This is a genomic window from Pseudomonas maumuensis, from assembly GCF_019139675.1.
In the GTDB taxonomy this organism is placed as follows: domain Bacteria; phylum Pseudomonadota; class Gammaproteobacteria; order Pseudomonadales; family Pseudomonadaceae; genus Aquipseudomonas; species Aquipseudomonas maumuensis.
Genome location: NZ_CP077077.1, coordinates 808,964 through 829,449 on the forward strand (window position 1 = coordinate 808,964; position 20,486 = coordinate 829,449).

Sequence of the window (20,486 nt, forward strand, 5' to 3'; positions counted from 1 at the left end):
TTTCGGCGAATGTCGTCTTCACAGTATAACCAGATTGCTTGGGGTTATATGGTCAAGTGAAGAAGCGCATACGGTGGATGCCTTGGCAGTCAGAGGCGATGAAAGACGTGGTAGCCTGCGATAAGCTTTGGGGAGTCGGCAAACAGACTGTGATCCAGAGATCTCTGAATGGGGGAACCCACTCAGCATAAGCTGAGTATCTTGTACTGAATACATAGGTGCAAGAGGCGAACCAGGGGAACTGAAACATCTAAGTACCCTGAGGAAAAGAAATCAACCGAGATTCCCTTAGTAGTGGCGAGCGAACGGGGACCAGCCCTTAAGCTGGTTTGAGATTAGTGGAACGCTCTGGAAAGTGCGGCCATAGTGGGTGATAGCCCCGTACACGAAAATCTCTTGCCAGTGAAATCGAGTAGGACGGAGCACGAGAAACTTTGTCTGAACATGGGGGGACCATCCTCCAAGGCTAAATACTACTGACTGACCGATAGTGAACCAGTACCGTGAGGGAAAGGCGAAAAGAACCCCGGAGAGGGGAGTGAAATAGAACCTGAAACCGTATGCGTACAAGCAGTGGGAGCCTACTTTGTTAGGTGACTGCGTACCTTTTGTATAATGGGTCAGCGACTTATATTCAGTGGCGAGCTTAACCGAATAGGGGAGGCGTAGCGAAAGCGAGTCTTAATAGGGCGCTTTAGTCGCTGGGTATAGACCCGAAACCGGGCGATCTATCCATGGGCAGGTTGAAGGTTAGGTAACACTGACTGGAGGACCGAACCGACTACCGTTGAAAAGTTAGCGGATGACCTGTGGATCGGAGTGAAAGGCTAATCAAGCTCGGAGATAGCTGGTTCTCCTCGAAAGCTATTTAGGTAGCGCCTCATGTATCACTGTAGGGGGTAGAGCACTGTTTCGGCTAGGGGGTCATCCCGACTTACCAAACCGATGCAAACTCCGAATACCTACAAGTGCCGAGCATGGGAGACACACGGCGGGTGCTAACGTCCGTCGTGAAAAGGGAAACAACCCAGACCGTCAGCTAAGGTCCCAAAGTCATGGTTAAGTGGGAAACGATGTGGGAAGGCTTAGACAGCTAGGAGGTTGGCTTAGAAGCAGCCACCCTTTAAAGAAAGCGTAATAGCTCACTAGTCGAGTCGGCCTGCGCGGAAGATGTAACGGGGCTCAAACCATGCACCGAAGCTACGGGTATCACCTTTGGTGATGCGGTAGAGGAGCGTTCTGTAAGCCTGTGAAGGTGAGTTGAGAAGCTTGCTGGAGGTATCAGAAGTGCGAATGCTGACATGAGTAACGACAATGCGAGTGAAAAACTCGCACGCCGAAAGACCAAGGTTTCCTGCGCAACGTTAATCGACGCAGGGTTAGTCGGTCCCTAAGGCGAGGCTGAAAAGCGTAGTCGATGGAAAACAGGTTAATATTCCTGTACTTCCAGTTATTGCGATGGAGGGACGGAGAAGGCTAGGCCAGCTTGGCGTTGGTTGTCCAAGTTTAAGGTGGTAGGCTGAGATCTTAGGCAAATCCGGGATCTTAAGGCCGAGAGCTGATGACGAGTGCTCTTTAGAGCGCGAAGTGGTTGATGCCATGCTTCCAAGAAAAGCTCCTAAGCTTCAGATAACTGGGAACCGTACCCCAAACCGACACAGGTGGTTAGGTAGAGAATACCAAGGCGCTTGAGAGAACTCGGGTGAAGGAACTAGGCAAAATGGCACCGTAACTTCGGGAGAAGGTGCGCCGGTGAGGGTGAAGCACTTGCTGCGTAAGCCCACGCCGGTCGAAGATACCAGGCCGCTGCGACTGTTTATTAAAAACACAGCACTCTGCAAACACGAAAGTGGACGTATAGGGTGTGACGCCTGCCCGGTGCCGGAAGGTTAATTGATGGGGTTAGCGCAAGCGAAGCTCTTGATCGAAGCCCCGGTAAACGGCGGCCGTAACTATAACGGTCCTAAGGTAGCGAAATTCCTTGTCGGGTAAGTTCCGACCTGCACGAATGGCGTAACGATGGCGGCGCTGTCTCCACCCGAGACTCAGTGAAATTGAAATCGCTGTGAAGATGCAGTGTATCCGCGGCTAGACGGAAAGACCCCGTGAACCTTTACTATAGCTTTGCACTGGACTTTGAGCTTGCTTGTGTAGGATAGGTGGGAGGCTTTGAAGTGGGGACGCCAGTTCTCATGGAGCCATCCTTGAAATACCACCCTGGCAACCTTGAGGTTCTAACTCAGGTCCGTTATCCGGATCGAGGACAGTGTATGGTGGGTAGTTTGACTGGGGCGGTCTCCTCCCAAAGAGTAACGGAGGAGTACGAAGGTGCGCTCAGACCGGTCGGAAATCGGTCGTAGAGTATAAAGGCAAAAGCGCGCTTGACTGCGAGACACACACGTCGAGCAGGTACGAAAGTAGGTCTTAGTGATCCGGTGGTTCTGTATGGAAGGGCCATCGCTCAACGGATAAAAGGTACTCCGGGGATAACAGGCTGATACCGCCCAAGAGTTCATATCGACGGCGGTGTTTGGCACCTCGATGTCGGCTCATCACATCCTGGGGCTGAAGCCGGTCCCAAGGGTATGGCTGTTCGCCATTTAAAGTGGTACGCGAGCTGGGTTTAGAACGTCGTGAGACAGTTCGGTCCCTATCTGCCGTGGACGTTTGAGATTTGAGAGGGGCTGCTCCTAGTACGAGAGGACCGGAGTGGACGAACCTCTGGTGTTCCGGTTGTCACGCCAGTGGCATTGCCGGGTAGCTATGTTCGGAAGAGATAACCGCTGAAAGCATCTAAGCGGGAAACTTGCCTCAAGATGAGATCTCACTGGAGCCTTGAGCTCCCTGAAGGGCCGTCGAAGACTACGACGTTGATAGGTTGGGTGTGTAAGCGCTGTGAGGCGTTGAGCTAACCAATACTAATTGCCCGTGAGGCTTGACCATATAACACCCAAGCAATTTGCGCGTAAGCCGAATTGTGGTGGTGAAGACGAAGCAACCGAAGATTCGTAAGACCACAAATATCGCATATCCGAATTGGCTGGCATGTCTGCAAGGACGTACTGGCAACCGAATTTCTTGACGACCATAGAGCATTGGAACCACCTGATCCCATCCCGAACTCAGCAGTGAAACGATGCATCGCCGATGGTAGTGTGGGGTTTCCCCATGTGAGAGTAGGTCATCGTCAAGATTCATTTCGCAAAACCCCTATCTGCGCGAGCAGGTAGGGGTTTTGTCTTTGTGCCCGGAAAACTCATGGCCTGACCGGGCAGCATCACGAGACCCTGCCTGCTGTCTCCGTGATAAGGTTTCCCGTCAGCATCAACCGCATTTCCGAGAGCTCCTATGCCGCAGACCACCTCACTCCACCCAGGTTTCATGATCGTCCAGGGTAATCGCCTGGACGAGCTGCGCAATCTGGTGGTGAGCGTGATGCGCCGCTACCCTCTGGCACCATTGGAAAACGAAATTGCCCTGGTACAGAGCAACGGTATCGCCCAATGGCTGAAGCTGGCCCTGGCAGAGGACCCGCAAGATGACGATCAGGGCGGTTGCGGGATTGCCGCTGCCATCGATGTACAGCTCCCAGGCAGCTTTATGTGGCAGCTGTACCGCCGTGTGTTGGGCCGTGATGAAATCCCCGAGGTCTCGCTTCTCGACAAGGCCCCCCTGACCTGGCGCCTGATGCGCCTGCTCCCGGAGGTGATCGAGCGCCCACACTTCGAACCACTGCGCCGCTTCCTCACCGACGACAGTGACCTGCGCAAGCGCTACCAGCTGGCTGAACGCCTCGCCGACCTGTTCGACCAGTATCAGGTCTACCGCGCCGACTGGCTCAAGGACTGGGCAGACGGTGCCCATGTACTCAATACCGCCCGTGGCGAGCGTAAGCCCTTGGCTGCTGGCAATCGCTGGCAGGCCGAGCTGTGGAGGCTCCTGCTCGAGGACGTGGGCGAGGAGGGCATGGCTCAGAGCCGAGCCGGTGTGCATCAGCGCTTCATCGAGCGGATCAACAGTCTGGAGCAGGCGCCCCCGGGGCTACCGGCGCGGTTGATAGTGTTCGGCATTTCGTCGCTGCCCGCACAGATCCTCGAAGCGTTGGCAGGCCTCGCCCGTTTCAGTCAGGTGCTGCTGTGCGTACATAACCCCTGTCGTCACCACTGGGGCGATATCGTCGCCGACAAGGACCTGTTGCGTCACCAGTACAAGCGCCAGCAACGCAAGCAGGGCATGCCCCTGCAACTGGACGATGAGCTGCTGCACCAGCATGCCCACCCGCTGCTCGCGGCCTGGGGTAAGCAGGGGCGCGACTATATCAACCTGCTCGACAGCTACGACGATCCGGGCAGCTACCAGAGCGTCTTCAGCGAGGGCCGCATCGATCTGTTCAGTGATGCGCAACCCAAGACCCTGCTCAACCAACTGCAGGACGATATCCTCGAGCTGCGCCCCTTGGCCGAGACGCGTACGCAATGGCCAGCAGTCGATCCGGCCAAGGACCGCTCCGTGCGCTTCCACCTGGCCCATAGCCCGCAGCGCGAAGTCGAGATCCTCCACGACCAGTTGCTCGCCCGCTTCAGCGCCGACCCGACTCTGCGCCCTCGCGACGTCATCGTCATGCTGCCGGCCATCGACACCTACGCGCCGCATATCCGTGCTGTGTTCGGCCAGCTCGATCGCAACGACCCGCGCTACATCCCCTTCACCCTGACCGACCAGGGCCAGCGTGGTCGCGACCCGCTGCTGATTGCGCTGGAGCACCTGCTCAAGCTGCCCGACAGCCGCTTTGCCGTCAGTGAAGTGCTCGATCTGCTGGACGTACCGGCCGTGCGCGCTCGTTTCGCCATCCAGGAAGGCGACCTGCCGACGCTGCATCGCTGGATAGAAGGGGCGGGCATCCGCTGGGGGCTGAGTGCCGAACAGCGCGCCAGCCTGGGGCTGCCGGAAGGCCTGGAGCAGAACAGCTGGCGATTCGGCCTGCGTAGGATGTTGCTGGGGTACGCGGTCGGGGTGGGCGAAGGCTGTGACGGCATCGAGCCTTATGATGAGATTGGCGGTCTCGATGCCGCATTGATCGGGCCGCTGGTGGCCTTGCTCGATGCCCTGGAGGTGGCCTGCCAGGCACTGACCCAGCCGGCCTCGGCGCCAGATTGGGGGGCACGGCTGCACGCCCTGCTGCAGATCTTCTTCCTGGCCGAGAACGAACACGACGAGTTGCTCCTGGTGCAACTGCAGGATCTGCGCGATACCTGGCTGGAGACATGCGAGGCGGTGGGCCTGCAAGATCTGCTGCCGCTAACGGTGGTGCGCGAGGCCTGGCTGTCGGGGTTGGACCAGGGCAAGTTGTCGCAACGCTTCCTTGCCGGTTCCGTGAACTTCTGCACCCTGATGCCCATGCGCGCCATCCCGTTCCGCGTGGTCTGCCTGCTGGGCATGAACGATGGTGACTATCCACGCGCCCAGCCGCCGCTGGACTTCGACCTGATGGCCAGCGACTATCGCCCGGGCGACCGCTCCCGGCGAGAGGATGACCGTTACCTGTTGCTCGAAGCCTTGCTGTCGGCACGTGACCAGCTCTATGTCAGCTGGGTCGGGCGCAGTATCCGCGACAACAGCGAGCGCCCGGCCTCGGTGCTGATCGGGCAACTGCGCGACCACCTGGCCGCCGGCTGGCAGCTCGCTGGGGCCAAGGCCGAGTTGCGCGATGACGCTGGGCAGCAGTTGTTGCATGCGTTGACCCAGGAGCATCCGCTGCAGCCGTTCAGCCAGCGCTATTTCCAGAAAGGCAGCCCGCTGTTCAGCTTTGCCCATGAGTGGCTGGCTTTGCATAAGGCCGAGGACGGTGCAGCGACCGCCGCTATCGGGCTGTCGCCCTACGTCAGCGATGAACCGCTGAACCTGGTGCAGCTTCAGGATTTCCTGCGCCACCCGGTACGGCATTTTTTCAGCCAGCGCCTAAAAGTGTTCTTCGAAACGTTGGAAGCGCCGACGCCGGACGAAGAACCCTTTGTCCTCGATGCCCTGCAGCGCTATGGCCTGAGTGAAAGCCTGCTTGGCGCTGCGCTGGCCGACCCCGACAACGCCGAGCGAGCTTTGCAAACCCAGGCCCGGAGGCTGCAGGCCTGCGGGCTGCTACCGTTGGCCGGGTTCGGTGAGGCCTTGCAAGCGGAGCTGATCCAGCCGCTGCCGGACTTGCTGCAACGCCATCGACAGTTGCTGCAGCGCTGGCCGACGCTGGTCGAGGGGGCCCTGCCGATTCACTTCGAACAGGGCGCGCAGCGCCTGGAAGGCTGGCTCGGCCGTGTGTACCAGGGCGAAGACCAAAGCCTGCTGAGCATCGCCACCGTGCCCAATACCCTCAGTGCCGGGCGCAACAGCCTGAAATGGCATCGCCTGATCCCGGCCTGGGTCATGCACCTTGCCGCCTGCGCCTCGGGCTATCCGCTGCACAGCGCGTTGGTGGCCAGCGACCTGACCTTGCTGTTGGCACCCCTGCCGCAGGCCGATGCGACACAGCGCCTGGGCGAGTTGCTGGTGGCACGCCAGGCGGGAATGAACGCGCCCTTGCCCGTCGCGGCCAAGACCGCCTTCGCCTGGCTCGCCCAGGAGGACCCGGACAAGGCCCTGGCCGCCGCAGCCCGGGCCTACGAAGGTGACGGCCAGAACAGCTTCGGCGAGCGCAGCGAGAGCCTGGCCCTGGCCCGCCAATACCGTGACTTCGCCGCACTGGCCCTCGACGAAACCTTCGAGGGTTGGTGCGAAACGCTGTATCGCCCCTTGTTCGCGGCGCCCTGGCAAACCCTGGGCAACCCGGAGAGCGCCCAATGACCCAAGCCCGCCCCCTGGCGCTGAACTTTCCCCTGCACGGCAGCCAACTGATCGAGGCCAGCGCCGGCACCGGCAAGACCTTCACCATCTCGGCCCTGTACCTGCGTCTGATCCTCGGACATGGCGGCGAGCAGGGTTTTGCCCGCGAGCTGCTGCCGCCGCAGATCCTGGTGGTGACCTTCACCGATGCGGCGACCAAGGAACTGCGTGAGCGTATCCGTGCGCGCCTGGCTGAAGCGGCGCGCTTTTTCCGCGGCGAACTCGAGGACGCCGACCCCTTGCTGCACCTGCTGCGCGAGGATTATCCACAGGCGCACTGGCCACGCTGTGCCAACCGTCTGGAAATCGCCGTGCAGTGGATGGACGAAGCGGCGGTGTCGACCATCCACGGCTGGTGCCAGCGCATGTTGCGCGAGCATGCGTTCGACAGTGGCAGCCTGTTCACCCAGAGCCTGGAAACCGATCACAGCGAGTTGCTGGGCCAGGTCATGCGCGACTACTGGCGGCGCTTCTGCTACGGCATGCGTGGCGAGTCGCTGGCCTGGGTGCGCGGCAACTGGGGCAGCCCCGATGCCTTGTTGCCAAGGATCAGGCCACTGTTCGGCCGAGTGCGTGGCCAGGTGGACGATCAGGAGCCGCAAGCCTTGATCGAGGCGAACCTGCGCCAGCGCACCGAGCAGTTGGCCCAGCTCAAGGCCCCTTGGGCCGCCTGGGCCGATGAGCTGCAGCAGATCTGCCGCGATGCCGTGGCCGCCAAGCAGGCGGACGGGCGCAAGTTGCAGGCACGCTACTTCGAGCCCTGGTTCGACAAGCTACGCGCCTGGGCCGGTGATGAGCAGGCCATGGAGCTGGACCTGGGCACCGGCTTTACCCGGCTGACCCCGGCTGGGATGGCCGAGGCGTGGAAGGCCGGCGAGCCACCGCAGCACCCGGCGCTGCACGCCATGGCGGCCCTGCGTGAACAGCTGCAGGGCCTGGCCAGCCCCGATGCGCGCCTGCTCGAGCATGCCGCCGCCTGGGTTTCGGCGCGCTTCGAGGTGGAGAAGCGTCGACGCGCCGAAATGGGCTTCGACGACATGCTTTTGCGCCTCGAGCATGCCCTGGGCAGCGATGCCGGCGAGCGCCTGGCAGCGTTGATCCGCGAGCAGTTCCCGGTCGCGATGATCGACGAGTTCCAGGACACCGACCCGGTACAGTACGGCATCTTCGAGCGCATCTACCGTATCAGCGAGAACAACCCGGACACGGGCCTGTTCATGATCGGCGACCCCAAGCAGGCGATCTATGCCTTCCGCGGCGCCGACATCTTCACCTACCTGGCCGCGCGCCGCGCCACCGCCGGGCGCCTGCACAGCCTGGACACCAACTACCGCTCCAGCCAGGCCATGGTCGAGGCGGTGAACCGGGTATTCCTCCAGGCCGAGGAGCGTGCCGAGGGCCGTGGGGCATTCCTGTTCCGGGCCCATGGCGACAACCCGCTGCCCTTCGTCGAAGTACGCGCCAAGGGCCGTGGCGAGCAACTGCTGGTGGCCCGGCAGCCAAGCGCGGCTCTCTGTTGCTGGCAGCTGGAAAGTGATGAGCCGGTTTCCAGCACCTTGTATCGCCAGCAACTGGCGGCCAGTTGCGCGAGCCATATCGTCGAGCTGCTCAATGGCGGGCAGCAAGGCGTCAGTGGTTTCGCCGACGCCGCTGGCAAGTTGCGCCCCTGCCTGCCCTCGGATATTGCCATCCTGGTGCGCGACGGCCGCGAGGCCCAGCTGATCCGCGCCGAGCTGGCCGCCCGCGATGTGCGCAGCGTGTACCTGTCGGACAAGGACTCGGTGTTCGCCGCCCAGGAGGCCCACGACTTGCTGGCTTGGCTCAAGGCCTGTGCCGAGCCGGACTCGGAGCGCCTGCTCAAGGCCGCCCTGGCCAGCCTGACTCTCGACCTGCCGCTGGTCGAACTGGAGCGCCTGAACCAGGACGAGCGGGTCTGGGAGGGTTGGGTGATGCGTTTTCGCCGCTACCGCGACATCTGGCAACGCCAGGGCGTGCTGCCGGTGCTGCGCCGCCTGCTGCATGACTTCCAGCTGCCTCGCGCGTTGATGGGGCGCAGTGACGGCGAACGCGTGCTGACCAACCTGCTGCACCTGGCCGAGCTGCTGCAGCAGGCGGCTGGCGAGCTGGACGGTGAACAAGCGCTGATCCGCCACCTCACCGAGCACCTGGCCAACGCCGGGCAAGCGGGCGAGGAGCAGATCCTGCGCCTGGAAAGCGACGAGCAACTGGTCAAGGTGGTGACCATCCACAAATCCAAGGGCCTGGAATACCCGCTGGTGTACCTGCCGTTCATCTGTACCAGCAAACCGGTGGACGGCCAGCGCCTGCCCCTGGGCTGGCATGATGACCAAGGCGTGGCGCACCTGACCCTGACGCCGAATACCGAGCAGATCGAGCGCGCCGACGACGAGCGCCTGGCCGAGGACCTGCGCCTGCTCTACGTTGCCCTGACCCGTGCCCAATACGCCTGCTGGCTGGGCGTCGCCGACCTCAAGCGCGGCACCCAGCGCAGCTCGCAACTGCACCGTTCGGCACTGGGTTACCTGCTCGGCGGCGGGCTGCCGTTGCCCGCCTCCAGCCAGCTGGGCGAGTGGCTCCAGGCGCTGGCGGCGAGCAACCCGGCCATCAGCCGGGAGGCGCTGCCCGAAGTGCAGACACAGAGCTATCGCACGCCGGACAGCCAGCGCGAACTCCTGCCGCCGCGCAAGCCACGGCGCGCCGCCGCGGAACACTGGTGGATTGCCTCCTACAGTGCCCTGCGGGTGGGCGACCAGACGCTGATCGCCGACAGCTCCCAGGCCCAGCAACTGCTGGACGACGAGGTGCTGGACAGCCAGCTGCTGCGCGAGGTCCCGGCCGAGGCGGGCGACATCCACCGCTTCCCCCGGGGGCCGAACCCGGGGACCTTCCTCCATGGCCTGCTCGAATGGGCGGGCCGCGAAGGCTTCGCCGAGATCAGCAGCCAGGCCGAGGTGATCGAGCGCACCGTGGGGCGGCGCTGCAATCGACGCGACTGGACCGGCTGGATCCCCACGCTGACGCAGTGGCTGCAGCAATTGCTGCTGCAACCCATGCCGCTGCAGGAGGCCACCCTTACCCTGGCGCAACTGAACCATTACCAGATCGAAATGGAGTTCTGGTTCGCCAGCCACCAGGTCGACGCCCTGCGCCTCGACTACCAGGTGGCGCGCCATACCCATGGCGGCGCGGCGCGCCCGGCCGCGCAGCCGACCTTGCTCAATGGCATGTTCAAGGGCTTCATCGACCTGGCGTTCGAGCTCGATGGGCGCTACTACGTGGCCGACTACAAGTCCAACTGGCTTGGCCCCGACGCCGAGGCCTATGGCGACCTGGCGATGGAGCAGGCGATCCTCGAACACCGCTACGACCTGCAGTACGTGCTCTACCTGCAGGCCCTGCATCGCCAGTTGCGCGCCCGCCTGCCTGACTATGACTACGATCGGCATGTCGGTGGCGCCGTGTTCATCTTCCTGCGCGGCGTCACGTCGGCAGGCCACGGGCTGTATCATGCGCGGCCACCCCGGGCGCTGATCGAGCAGCTCGACGCGATGTTCCGGGGGGAGCAAGAACCTGAACAACAGGACCTGTTTGCCGGAGCCGCGCCATGAGCCGCAACCTCGATGACCTGCTGCCCACGCCATTGCAGGCGGAGCATCTGAGCGCCCTGGCGCCGCTGAGCGCCAGCCACGACCTGCTGGCGTTGCTCGATCGCTGGGTCGAGCGCGGGTGGTTGCGTGCCCTGGACCGGGCCTTCGTGAGCTTTCTCGAGGAGCGGGCGCCAGGCAGTGACCCTTTGGTCCTGCTCGCCGCGGCGCTGGCCAGTCACCAGCTGGGGCATGGGCATGTGTGCCTGGATCTGCGCCAGACACTCGCTGAACCAGACTTCGCCCTGTCGCTGCCACCGGAAGGCGATGCCCTCGCCGGGCCGCTGCTGCTGCCTTCGCAACTGCTAGCCAGCCTTGACCTGGGTACCTGGCTGCAACGGATTGCCGAGAGCCCGCTGGTCGCGGCGGGCGATAGCGTCGAACAGCGCGCCCGGCCATTGGTGCTGAGCGCCGAGCGCCTGTATCTGCGCCGTTACTGGGCCTACGAACGGCGGATCGACGGCGCCTTGCATGAGCGTCTGGCGCGTCATCAGCCTCAGCCTGCCGATCTTGCCCAGCGCCTGGCGCAGCTGTTCGACGGCGGCTCGGCGGCCGGCGCGGTGGACTGGCAGAAACTGGCCTGCGCCCTGGCCACCCGTGCCGGTTTCAGCGTGATTACCGGCGGCCCCGGCACCGGCAAGACCACCACCGTGGTACGCCTGCTGGCGTTGTTGCAGGGGCCGGCGGTCGAGCAAGGCCGACCGCTGCGTATCCGCCTGGCGGCACCGACCGGCAAGGCCGCGGCGCGCCTGACCGAGTCCATTGGCCAGCAGGTCGAGCGCCTGCAGGTGGACGTTGAGGTACGGGCGCAGATCCCCACCGAGGTCAGCACCGTGCATCGCTTGCTCGGCAGCCGCCCGGGCTCGCGGCACTTCCGCCATCATGCCGGCAACCCGTTGCCGCTGGATGTGCTGGTGGTCGATGAAGCCTCGATGATCGATCTGGAGATGATGGCCAACCTGCTCGACGCCCTGCCGCCGAATGCGCGGCTGGTGCTGCTGGGCGACAAGGACCAGCTGGCTTCGGTGGAAGCCGGGGCGGTGCTGGGCGACCTGTGCCGCGACGCCGAGGACGGCTGCTACTGGCCGCAGACCTTGGTCTGGCTGGAGCAGGTGGGTGGGCAGTCGCTGGCGGGCATCGGCCTGAAGCAGGGCGATGGCCAGCGCAATCCGCTGGCCCAGCAGATCGTGATGCTGCGTCATTCGCGGCGCTTCGGCGAAGGCAGCGGCATCGGCCAGCTGGCGCGCCTGGTCAATCGCCAGCAGGCGCTGGAGGCGCGGGCGTTGCTGGCGGCCCGGCCTGCGGACGTTCATTGCCTGACTTTGGGCGGCGAGCACGACAAGCGCTTCGATCGCCTGCTGCTCGACGGCCTCGGCCAGGGCGCCGAAGGCCCCCAGGGTTACCGAGGCTACCTGCGCAGCATCGGTCGGTTGCGCCCGCCACCAGGCACCCCAGGCGACGACCCGCGTTGGGAGCGCTGGGCGGCGGAGGTACTGCAGAGCTTCGAAGCCTTCCAGCTGCTTTGCGCCGTGCGCAGGGGCGCCTGGGGCGTCGAAGGCCTGAACGAACGCGTGGCCCGGGTGCTGCACAATGCCGGGCTGATCGATAGCCAGCAACCCTGGTACGAGGGCCGCCCGGTACTGGTCACCCGCAATGACTACGGTCTCGGCCTGATGAACGGTGATATCGGCATTGCCCTGCGGGTGCCGGACGAGCAGGGCGAGGCGCTGCTGCGCGTGGCCTTCCCGCGCAACGATGGCAGCGGTGGGGTGCGCTTCGTCTTGCCCAGCCGGCTCAGCGAAGTGGAAACGGTGTTCGCCATGACCGTGCATAAGTCCCAAGGCTCGGAATTCAGCCATACCGCGCTGGTGCTGCCGGATGCCTTGAACCCGGTGTTGACCAAGGAGCTGGTGTACACAGGCATTACCCGTGCCAAGCATTGCTTCAGCCTGATCGAGCCGCGCGCCGGGGTGTTCGAGGAGGCGGTGGGGCGCAAGGTCAGGCGTGTCTCGGGGCTGATGCTGGAGCAAGTCTGACTCTGGAGTTCGCCGCCGATATGCTATCGTTGCGGCATTATCCGCAAACATTTTGTGAGATTTCCCCCCATGACTGTGGCTGTCTCGGCCTTGAGACGAGTGACGGGTTGTGCGCTCTCGCTGCTGATGGCCACGCTGTTGTCGACCGGCGCTCCCGCCTGGGCGGGCAGTGCCGCGTCGGATGCGCAGGCGCAGCAACGGGCCAAGGCCGTGACCCAGGTGGTACTGGGAATCCTCAGCTACGCGCGCTGGCCTGCCAACCCTACCCCCCTGCGCCTGTGCCTGGTCGGCCCCACCGAGTACGCCGACGACTTGATCAAGGGCAACGTGCAGAACTCCGGGCAACCCCTGCAGGTTAGCCGCCTGCTGGCCGACGACCCGAGCGTGGCCAGCGCCTGCGATGCCATCTACCTCGGCAAGCTCGACAAGCTGGAGCGTGAACGGCTGTTCCAGCGGGTCAATGGCCATCCGGTGCTGAGCATCAGCGAAGCCGACGATCCATGCACGGTGGGCAGCCTGTTCTGCCTGCGGGTCGGTGATCAGCAGGTGGCGTTCGACGTCAACCTCGACTCGGTGGCGCGCAGCGGCGTGCGCATCCACCCCAGCGTGCTGCAGCTGTCGCGACGGCGGGCAGGACAGCCATGAAACGTTCAGCCAAGCGCTTCAGCCGGCCGACCCTGCGCGCCGTGCTCGGGCGTGGTCACCTCGGCGTGGCCCTGCTGGCCGCCGGTCTGGCCGGGGTACTGGTAACCCTGCTCGGGGTGGCGGCGTTGCGCGTGTATGCCAGCCACAACCTGCACTTGATCGCCCGCTCCATCAACTACACCGTCGAGGCCGCCGTGGTCTTCGACGACAGTGCCGCGGCCAACGAGGCCCTGGCGCTTATCGCCTCCACCGAGGAGGTGGCCGACGCCAAGGTCTACGACAACGACGGCGAACTGCTTGCCCATTGGCAACGCGATGCGCCAGGGCTCATGGCGCAGTTGCAGACTCTGGTGGCGCGCAGCCTGCTGGAGGAGCCGATCAACATGCCGGTGCAGCACATGGGCCAGCGCGTCGGGCATATCGAGTTGACCGGGCAGGGTGGCAGCCTGGTGCGCTTCCTGCTCAGCGGCCTGGTCGGGATCCTGGTTTGCACGGTGCTCAGTGCGGTGCTGGCGCTGTACCTGTCACGGCGTCTGTTCGGCGACATCATCCGGCCTCTGCGCAACCTGGCCAGCGTTGCCCATGCGGCGCGGCGCGAACGCAGCTTCGACCGCCGAGTGCCGCAAACCCAGATCGCCGAGCTCAACGAGTTGGGCAACGACTTCAATGCCCTGCTCGATGAACTGGAGGTGTGGCAGAGCCACCTGCAAAGCGAGAACGAGACCCTCGCCCACCAGGCCAGCCATGACAGCCTGACCGGTCTGCCCAACCGCGCCTTCTTCGAAGGGCGGCTGAGTCGCAGCCTGCGCAACGCCGCACGCACTGAAGATCACTTGGCCCTGTTGTTCCTCGACAGCGACCATTTCAAGCAGATCAACGACAGCCTCGGCCATGCGGTGGGAGACGAAGTGCTGATCAGCGTGGCCAGCCGGGTGCGTGCGCAACTGCGCGAGCATGACCTGGTGGCGCGTCTGGGCGGCGACGAGTTCGCCGTGCTGCTGACGCCGCTGCACTCGCGCGAGGATGCCCAGCGTATCGCCGAGAAGATCGTCGCCAGCATGAAGCTGCCGGTGCAGCTGGAGGATGGTACCAGCCTCACCACGTCGCTGAGCGTTGGTATCGCCTATTACCCGGACGACGGCCGCGACCCGGCCAGTCTGCTCAATGCCGCCGATGCGGCGATGTACCAGGCCAAGCGCAATCGCCGCGGCCATTGGCAAGTGGCACAGACGGAACGCTGTGCCAACGATGCAAAGAACAGGAGCTGAACCGTGACCAAGCTTTTTTCCGTACTGCGTTTCCCGTTATTCACCCTGCTGCTGGCGCTGTTCGCCCTCACCGGCTGCCAGAGCGTGCCGCCCAAGGGGCTGACACCCGAGCAGGTCGCCGTGCTCAAGCGCGAGGGCTTCGCCCCGACCGATGACGGCTGGGCGTTCGACCTGTCCGGCAAGGTGCTGTTCGGCAGCGACCTGGACAGCCTTAACAGCCAGAGCGAGTCGATCGTCGAGCGCATCGGCAAGGCGTTGCTGTCGGTGGATATCCAGCGCGTGCGCATCGACGGCCATGCCGACGCCTCGGGCAAGGCCGCCTACAACCAGCAGTTGTCCGAGCGCCGCGCGCAGAGCGTGGCAAAGGCCTTGGCCGGCATCGGCATGCAGCCGCAGAACATCCAGACCCGCGGCATGGGCAGCAGCCAGCCGGTGGCAGACAACCGCACCGCCGCAGGGCGCATGGAGAATCGCCGGGTGTCGATCGTGGTGGGGTCGGAGTGATACCGACATCGCGGGGCTTGCCCCGCGATGATGCCTACCCTCAATCCCGAGCGAACTTCATCTCCCGCGTCTCCCCCATCAACAACGGCGCATTGGCCTCGGTCACCTCGCGGATGTAATCCCACAGCAGGGTGATCCGCTTCAACTTGCGCAGGTCCTCCCGGCAGTACATCCAGAACTGCCGCGTCACCTCGATCTGCTCCGGCAGCACCGTCACCAGCCGTGGGTCCTGCGCCGCCAGGAAGCACGGCAGGATCGCCAGCCCACGCCCCTGCAACGCCGCCGTGTACTGGGCGATCACGCTGGTGCTGCGCAGGTGCGCGTTGGCGTTGGGGATCAGGTTGGCCAGGTACAGCAGCTCCGAACTGAAGGCCAGGTCGTCCACGTAGCTGATGAACGGGTGGCGCCCCAGGTCGGCGATCTCGCGGATGGGTTCATGGTTGTCCAGGTAGTCCTGGGTGGCATACAGGCGCAGGCGGTAGTCGCACAGCTTGCAGCACACGTAAGGCCCATGTTCCGGGCGCTCCAGGGCGATGACGATATCGGCTTCGCGCTTGGACAGGCTGATGAAGTGCGGCAGCGGCAGGATGTCCACCGAAATCGCCGGCCAGGCATCGACGAAGTGGCTCAGCTGCGGGGTGACGAAGAAGCTGCCGAAGCCTTCGGTGCAGCCCATGCGCACATGCCCCGACAACGCCACGCCCGAGCCCGAGACTTGCTCGCAAGCCATGTGCAGGGTGCTCTCGATCGACTCGGCATAACCCAGCAGACGCTGGCCCTCGGCGGTGAGGACGAAGCCGTTGGTCCGCGATTTCTCGAACAGCAAAGTGCCCAGCGCCCCTTCCAGTGAACCGATGCGCCGCGACACCGTGGTGTAGTCCACGGCCAGGCGCTTGGCCGCACTGCTGGCCTTGCGGGTGCGCGCTACCTCAAGAAAGAACTTGAGGTCGTCCCAGTTCAGCGCGCTCAGGGAGGTGAGGTCTTTTTGCATGATGATCCGGTTTTTTTGTGCATTCTTGTTGGATGTTTGCACATCTATACTCGATCTCAGCCCCTGTACGCCACCCCGTGTCCATGCCGGCGTAGGCGTCTTCGTTCCGACAATAATTCCAAGGAGAGCGCAGATGAACGCACCCCAGACGCCCGACCAGACCAAGGTCGAGCAGGTCAAGCTGCTGATCGACGGCCAATGGGTCGAGTCGAAAACCACCGAGTGGCGCGACATCGTCAACCCGGCCACCCAGCAAGTGCTGGCGCGTGTGCCGTTCGCCACCGTCGAGGAAGTGAACGCCGCGGTGGCCGCCGCCGAGCGTGCCTTCAAGACCTGGCGCGACACCCCCATCGGCGCGCGCATGCGCATCATGCTCAAGCTGCAGGCGCTGATCCGCGAACACAGCAAGCGCATCGCCGTGACCCTCAGCGCCGAGCAGGGCAAGACCATTGCCGATGCCGAGGGCGATATCTTCCGCGGCCTGGAAGTGGTCGAGCACGCCGCCTCCATCGGCACCCTGCAGATGGGCGAGTTCGCCGAGAACGTCGCCGGCGGCGTCGACACCTACACGCTGCGCCAGCCGATCGGCGTGTGCGCCGGCATCACCCCGTTCAACTTCCCGGCGATGATCCCGCTGTGGATGTTCCCGATGGCCATCGTCTGCGGCAATACCTTCGTGCTCAAGCCGTCCGAGCAGGATCCGCTGTCGACCATGATGCTGGTCGAGCTGGCGCTGGAGGCTGGCGTGCCGGCCGGCGTGCTCAACGTGGTGCATGGCGGCAAGCAAGTGGTCGATGGCATCTGCACCCACCCGGACATCAAGGCGATCTCTTTCGTAGGCTCCACCGAAGTCGGCACCCACGTCTACAACCTGGGCAGCCAGCACGGCAAGCGCGTGCAGTCGATGATGGGCGCCAAGAACCACGCCGTGGTGCTGCCCGACGCCAACCGCACCCAGACCATCAACGCCCTGGTCGGCGCCGCCTTCGGCGCGGCCGGCCAGCGCTGCATGGCCACCTCGGTGGCGGTGCTGGTGGGCAAGGCCCGCGAATGGCTGCCGGATATCAAGGACGCGGCGAGCAAGCTCAAGGTCAATGCCGGCAACGAGCCGGGCACCGATGTCGGCCCGGTGGTCTCCAAGCGCGCCAAGGAGCGGGTGCTGGGCCTGATCGAAAGCGGCATCAAGGAGGGCGCCAAGCTCGAACTGGACGGCCGCGACGTGAAGGTGCCGGGCTACGAGCAAGGCAACTTCGTCGGCCCGACCCTGTTCTCCGGGGTGAAGACCGACATGCAGGTCTACACCCAGGAAATCTTCGGCCCGGTGTTGGTGACTTTGGAGGTGGATACCCTCGACGAGGCCATCGCCCTGGTCAACGCCAACCCGTTCGGCAACGGTACCGGCCTGTTCACCCAGAGCGGCGCGGCGGCGCGCAAGTTCCAGAGCGAGATCGACATCGGCCAGGTCGGTATCAACATCCCGATCCCGGTACCGGTGCCGTTCTTCAGCTTCACAGGTTCGCGCGGTTCCAAGCTCGGCGACCTCGGCCCGTACGGCAAGCAGGTGGTGCAGTTCTACACTCAGACCAAGACCGTCACCGCCCGCTGGTTCGACGATGACAGCGTCAATGACGGTGTGAACACCACCATCAGCCTGCGCTAAGGAGCTCGTCATGCGTATCGCATTCATCGGCCTGGGCAACATGGGCGCGCCCATGGCCCGCAACCTGATCAAGGCCGGGCACCAGCTCAACCTGTTCGACCTGAACAAGACCGTGCTGGCCGAACTCGCCGAGCTGGGCGGGCAGGTCAGCACCTCGCCCAAGGACGCCGCCGCCAACAGCGACCTGGTAATCACCATGCTGCCGGCCGCCGCTCATGTGCGTGGCGTGTACCTGGACGAAGAAACCGGCGTGCTGGCCGGCATTCGCCCCGGCACCCCGACCGTGGACTGCAGCACCATCGATCCGCAGACCGCCCGTGAGGTCTCCAAGGCCGCGGCGGCCAAGGGCATCGACATGGGTGATGCGCCGGTCTCCGGCGGCACCGGTGGCGCGGCGGCCGGCACCCTGACCTTCATGGTCGGCGCCAGCGCCGAGCTGTTCGCCACGCTCAAGCCGGTGCTGGAGCAGATGGGCCGCAATATCGTGCATTGCGGCGAAGTCGGCACTGGGCAGATCGCCAAGATCTGCAACAACCTGCTGCTGGGTATCTCGATGATCGGCGTGTCCGAGGCCATGGCCCTGGGCAATGCGCTGGGCATCGACACCAAGGTGCTGGCCGGGATCATCAACAGCTCGACCGGACGTTGCTGGAGTTCGGACACCTACAACCCGTGGCCAGGCATCATCGAGACTGCCCCGGCTTCACGGGGTTACACCGGCGGCTTCGGCGCCGAACTGATGCTCAAGGACCTGGGGCTGGCCACCGAGGCCGCGCGTCAGGCGCACCAGCCGGTGATCCTGGGTGCCGTGGCCCAGCAGCTGTACCAGGCCATGAGCCTGCGCGGCGAGGGTGGCAAGGATTTCTCGGCGATCGTCGAGGGGTACCGCAAGAAGGATTGACCCGCGAGTGGACTTGATCGCGGACCGTATGGTCTTCCCCCTTGTAACTGCGCACCTTGGGGGAAGAGCATGCGATTCGCGATTTTTTTTGCCCGCGATCTTCCAGGCAATGAAGCCCCTGTGGGAGCTGCGGTTCGCCGCTGCGACTTGCCAGCGATGCAGGCAGCGCGGTTTTGGGCACCGGCTTTGCCGGTGATCGCCGGCAAGCCGGCTCCCACAGGATGTGCGTTTTTGCCGAACGATCAGGCAAAGACGAAATACTTGCGCACCGTCTCGACCACTTCCCAGGTCCCTTTCATCCCCGGCTCGATCACGAACACATCCCCCGCCTTGAGATGCTTCGGCTCCTCGCCTTCCGGGGTGACGATGCAATAGCCATCGAGGAAATGGCAGTACTCCCACTTCTCGTAGTTGACCTCGAACTTGCCTGGCGTGCAGATCCAGGTGCCCATGATCTTGCTGCCGTCGGCGGACAGGTAGGCGTTTAGGTTGACGGTGTGCGGGTCGCCGCCGATGCGCTTCCACTTGGTCGCGTCGACCACCGGGGTCGGGCAGGTTTCGCGCAGGACGGTGATGAAATCGGACATGGCGTGGCTCCAAGTAACGGGTGAGATGACGCGTCACCATAGGGCCATCGACGTACGGGCAGTTGCCTGGGCTCGACGTCCAGCTGTCAGAGCGCGCTATGCTCAGGTGCTTGCCGGATGCCTTGCAGCGCCTATGAGATCGAGCGCCGCCCGCGCGGCGCATCGCGGATGAATCCGCTCCTACATTTTTTGCAACGTACCGAACCTGTCAGGCCATGGTTGCCAGCCTTGGCGCAGGGCCTGAGATAGGTGGAGCGGCGGCAATGCCCACCGAAAAATCGCGTCGAGCGCACAAGGCTTACAACCGTGGCCAATCAGGCATGGCCACGTTGCAACAGATGTAGGAGCGGATTCATCCGCGATGCGCCGCGCGGGCGGCGCTCGATCTCACCGACACTGCAAGGCTTTCGCCAAACCCCAGTACCTCACGCCCACCAATACCGCACGAAGTGGAAGAACACCGGCGCGGCGAAGCACACCGAGTCCATGCGGTCGAGCATGCCGCCGTGGCCTTCGATCATGTGGCCCCAGTCCTTCACTCCGCGGTCGCGCTTGATCGCCGACATCACCAGCCCGCCGAAGAAGCCCATGGCATTGACCGTCAGCGCCATCAGCGCCGCCTGCCAGAAGGTGAACGGGGTGATCCAGCACAGCAGCGCGCCGACCAGGGTAGCCAAGGCCACGCCGCCGGCCAGGCCTTCGACGGTCTTCGACGGCGACAGGTTGGGCGCCACCTTGCGCTTGCCGAACAGCTTGCCGCAGACGTACTGCAGCACGTCGCTGATCTGCACCACCAGGATCAGCCAGGCGATCAGCAGCAGGTTGCGGCCTTCGTAGCCGGGGATGTCCAGGGTCATCAGCGCCGGCACCGAGGACACGCAGTACACCGCGATCATCAGGCCCCACTGCACCTTCGAGGCGCGCTCGAGGAAGCGCGTGGTGTCGCCGCCGAAGCTGGCGAGGATCGGCAACAGCAGGAACAGGTACACCGGGATGAAGATGCTGAACAGGCCGTACCAGTCCATGGCGATCAGCAGGTACTGCACCGGCAACGCCACGTAGAACGCCGCCACCAGGGCGGGGTAGTCGCTGCGTCGGGTCGGGGTGAGGGTCATGAACTCGCGCAGGGCGTAGAACGAGACGCCGTAGAACAGCACGATGACGCCGTACTTGCCGAACAGGAAGGCGATGCCGATCACCAGCACCATCACCCACCAGGCATTGATGCGCGCGTTGAGGTTGTCGATCACCGCATGCGGCGCGGGGCCGGCACGCCACTTGAGCAGGCGGCCGACGAGGCTGGCGAGCAGCAGCAGGGCGCCGATACCGGCGAACAGCGACAGGGTGTTGTGATCCATC

General features: G+C 64.0%; 11 protein-coding genes and 2 rRNA genes. 10 read left to right on the top strand and 3 right to left on the bottom strand.

All coding sequences use genetic code 11. The annotated features are described in order from the left end of the window. Positions 1–50 precede the first annotated feature (50 nt). The 8 genes from KSS90_RS03820 to yfiB all read left to right on the top strand — a co-directional run bounded on the left by KSS90_RS03820 (position 51) and on the right by yfiB (position 14,988). A 23S ribosomal RNA gene (locus KSS90_RS03820) occupies positions 51–2,943 on the top strand. A gap of 134 nt (positions 2,944–3,077) precedes the next feature. Further along, a 5S ribosomal RNA gene (gene rrf, locus KSS90_RS03825) occupies positions 3,078–3,193 on the top strand. A 155-nt stretch (positions 3,194–3,348) separates the two neighbouring features. After that, the gene (gene recC, locus KSS90_RS03830) at positions 3,349–6,831 is read left to right on the top strand and encodes an exodeoxyribonuclease V subunit gamma (protein ID WP_217868266.1); all 3,483 of its coding nucleotides are present in this window, start codon (positions 3,349–3,351) and stop codon (positions 6,829–6,831) included. After that, entirely contained in the window at positions 6,828–10,499 is a 3,672-nt protein-coding gene (gene recB / locus KSS90_RS03835) for an exodeoxyribonuclease V subunit beta (protein WP_217868268.1), read from the top strand. Before recC ends, recB begins: the two co-directional genes overlap by 4 nt. Further along, positions 10,496–12,571 (top strand): exodeoxyribonuclease V subunit alpha, encoded by a 2,076-nt coding sequence (gene recD / locus KSS90_RS03840; protein ID WP_217868270.1) that lies wholly within the window; start codon positions 10,496–10,498, stop codon positions 12,569–12,571. The genes recB and recD overlap by 4 nt, the downstream gene beginning before the upstream one ends. A gap of 69 nt (positions 12,572–12,640) precedes the next feature. Next, on the top strand, positions 12,641–13,216 hold the full coding sequence (gene yfiR, locus KSS90_RS03845; RefSeq protein ID WP_217868271.1) for a regulatory sequestration protein YfiR: 576 nt from the start codon (positions 12,641–12,643) through the stop codon (positions 13,214–13,216). Beyond that, the gene (gene dgcN / locus KSS90_RS03850; RefSeq protein ID WP_217868276.1) at positions 13,213–14,484 is read left to right on the top strand and encodes a diguanylate cyclase DgcN/YfiN; all 1,272 of its coding nucleotides are present in this window, start codon (positions 13,213–13,215) and stop codon (positions 14,482–14,484) included. Before yfiR ends, dgcN begins: the two co-directional genes overlap by 4 nt. A 3-nt stretch (positions 14,485–14,487) precedes the next feature. Next, the gene (gene yfiB / locus KSS90_RS03855; RefSeq protein ID WP_217868277.1) at positions 14,488–14,988 is read left to right on the top strand and encodes an outer membrane lipoprotein YfiB; all 501 of its coding nucleotides are present in this window, start codon (positions 14,488–14,490) and stop codon (positions 14,986–14,988) included. A gap of 40 nt (positions 14,989–15,028) precedes the next feature. Here yfiB and KSS90_RS03860 read toward each other — a convergent pair whose 3' ends face one another. Continuing rightward, a complete protein-coding gene (locus tag KSS90_RS03860; protein ID WP_217868278.1) occupies positions 15,029–15,979 on the bottom strand; it encodes a LysR family transcriptional regulator in 951 nt (316 codons plus the stop codon). Between the two features lie 133 nt (positions 15,980–16,112). On the opposite strand from KSS90_RS03860, the gene KSS90_RS03865 reads away from it, so the two are divergent. Then, positions 16,113–17,639, top strand: coding sequence for a CoA-acylating methylmalonate-semialdehyde dehydrogenase (locus KSS90_RS03865; RefSeq protein WP_038707313.1), 1,527 nt, complete (start codon positions 16,113–16,115; stop codon positions 17,637–17,639). Positions 17,640–17,649: 10 nt separating this feature from the next. Continuing rightward, positions 17,650–18,540: a 3-hydroxyisobutyrate dehydrogenase gene (gene mmsB / locus KSS90_RS03870; RefSeq protein ID WP_217868280.1), complete on the top strand. Its 891-nt coding sequence runs from the start codon at positions 17,650–17,652 to the stop codon at positions 18,538–18,540. A gap of 242 nt (positions 18,541–18,782) precedes the next feature. On the opposite strand, the gene KSS90_RS03875 is transcribed toward mmsB, so the two are convergent. Next, positions 18,783–19,127 (bottom strand): cupin domain-containing protein, encoded by a 345-nt coding sequence (locus KSS90_RS03875; protein WP_023631693.1) that lies wholly within the window; start codon positions 19,125–19,127, stop codon positions 18,783–18,785. Between the two features lie 425 nt (positions 19,128–19,552). Next, on the bottom strand, positions 19,553–20,485 hold the full coding sequence (locus KSS90_RS03880; protein ID WP_023631694.1) for a phosphatidate cytidylyltransferase: 933 nt from the start codon (positions 20,483–20,485) through the stop codon (positions 19,553–19,555). Between the last annotated feature and the right edge of the window lies 1 nt (position 20,486).

Excerpts from the sequence above, each read along its gene's own strand:
- recC (WP_217868266.1), top strand. The coding sequence starts at position 3,349 with ATGCCGCAGACCACCTCACTCCACCCAGGTTTCATGATCGTCCAGGGT.
- KSS90_RS03860 (WP_217868278.1), bottom strand. The coding sequence starts at position 15,979 with ATGCAAAAAGACCTCACCTCCCTGAGCGCGCTGAACTGGGACGACCTC.
- mmsB (WP_217868280.1), top strand. The coding sequence starts at position 17,650 with ATGCGTATCGCATTCATCGGCCTGGGCAACATGGGCGCGCCCATGGCC.
- KSS90_RS03880 (WP_023631694.1), bottom strand. The coding sequence starts at position 20,485 with ATGGATCACAACACCCTGTCGCTGTTCGCCGGTATCGGCGCCCTGCTG.
- dgcN (WP_217868276.1), top strand. The coding sequence starts at position 13,213 with ATGAAACGTTCAGCCAAGCGCTTCAGCCGGCCGACCCTGCGCGCCGTG.
- KSS90_RS03865 (WP_038707313.1), top strand. The coding sequence starts at position 16,113 with ATGAACGCACCCCAGACGCCCGACCAGACCAAGGTCGAGCAGGTCAAG.
- recD (WP_217868270.1), top strand. The coding sequence starts at position 10,496 with ATGAGCCGCAACCTCGATGACCTGCTGCCCACGCCATTGCAGGCGGAG.
- recB (WP_217868268.1), top strand. The coding sequence starts at position 6,828 with ATGACCCAAGCCCGCCCCCTGGCGCTGAACTTTCCCCTGCACGGCAGC.
- yfiR (WP_217868271.1), top strand. The coding sequence starts at position 12,641 with ATGACTGTGGCTGTCTCGGCCTTGAGACGAGTGACGGGTTGTGCGCTC.
- KSS90_RS03875 (WP_023631693.1), bottom strand. The coding sequence starts at position 19,127 with ATGTCCGATTTCATCACCGTCCTGCGCGAAACCTGCCCGACCCCGGTG.